Source organism: Tenacibaculum holothuriorum (assembly GCF_002120225.1).
Lineage (GTDB): Bacteria > Bacteroidota > Bacteroidia > Flavobacteriales > Flavobacteriaceae > Polaribacter > Polaribacter holothuriorum.
Genome location: NZ_LAPZ01000004.1, coordinates 1 through 900, shown reverse-complemented (window position 1 = coordinate 900; position 900 = coordinate 1). Strand labels below are relative to the sequence as shown.

Annotated in this window: 1 protein-coding gene; it reads left to right on the top strand. The window is 42.2% G+C overall.

The annotated features are described in order from the left end of the window. A partial coding sequence (locus WH52_RS14875) for a hypothetical protein (RefSeq protein WP_198938406.1) occupies positions 1 to 900 on the top strand: 900 nt, incomplete at both ends.

Below are 900 nucleotides of genomic sequence, written 5' to 3'. Positions count from 1 at the left end.
GTTCAAGACACAGTTACCGCAGGAAGTATAGCCTCAGATCAAACGATATGTAATGGTGAAGATCCTGCAGAATTTACCAGTACTACAGCAGGAAATGGAAGTGGAACACTTAGTTACCGATGGGAATCAAACACGAATCTAACAGCACCAAGTTGGAATGTAATTTCAGGAGTAAACTCAGCCACTTATGATGCTCCAGTTTTAACAGCAACAACTCAATATAGAAGAACAACGATCTCTACAGAAAACGGTGTTGCATGTGAGAGCGTCCCAACAGCAGTAGTTACAGTCACAGTTCAAGACACAGTTACAGCAGGAGGTATAGGCTCAGACCAAACGATTTGTCAAGGTGGTGACCCAGCAATGTTTACCAGTACTACAGCAGGAAATGGAAGTGGTACACTTAGTTATCGATGGGAATCCAACACGAATCTAACAACACCAAGTTGGAATGTAATTTCAGGAGCAAACTCAGCTACGTATGATGCTCCATCTTTAACAGCAACAACTCAATATAGAAGAACAACGATCTCTACAGAAAACGGAGTTGCATGTGAGAGCGTACCAACGGCAGTAGTTACAGTCACAGTTCAAGACACAGTTACCGCAGGAAGTATAGCCTCAGATCAAACGATATGTAATGGTGAAGATCCTGCAGAATTTACCAGTACTACAGCAGGAAATGGAAGTGGAACACTTAGTTACCGATGGGAATCAAACACGAATCTAACAGCACCAAGTTGGAATGTGATTTCTGGAGTAAACTCAGCCACTTATGATGCTCCAGTTTTAACAGCAACAACTCAATATAGAAGAACAACGATCTCTACAGAAAACGGTGTTGCATGTGAGAGTGTTCCAACGGCAGTAGTTACAGTAACGGTTCAAGACACAGTTACA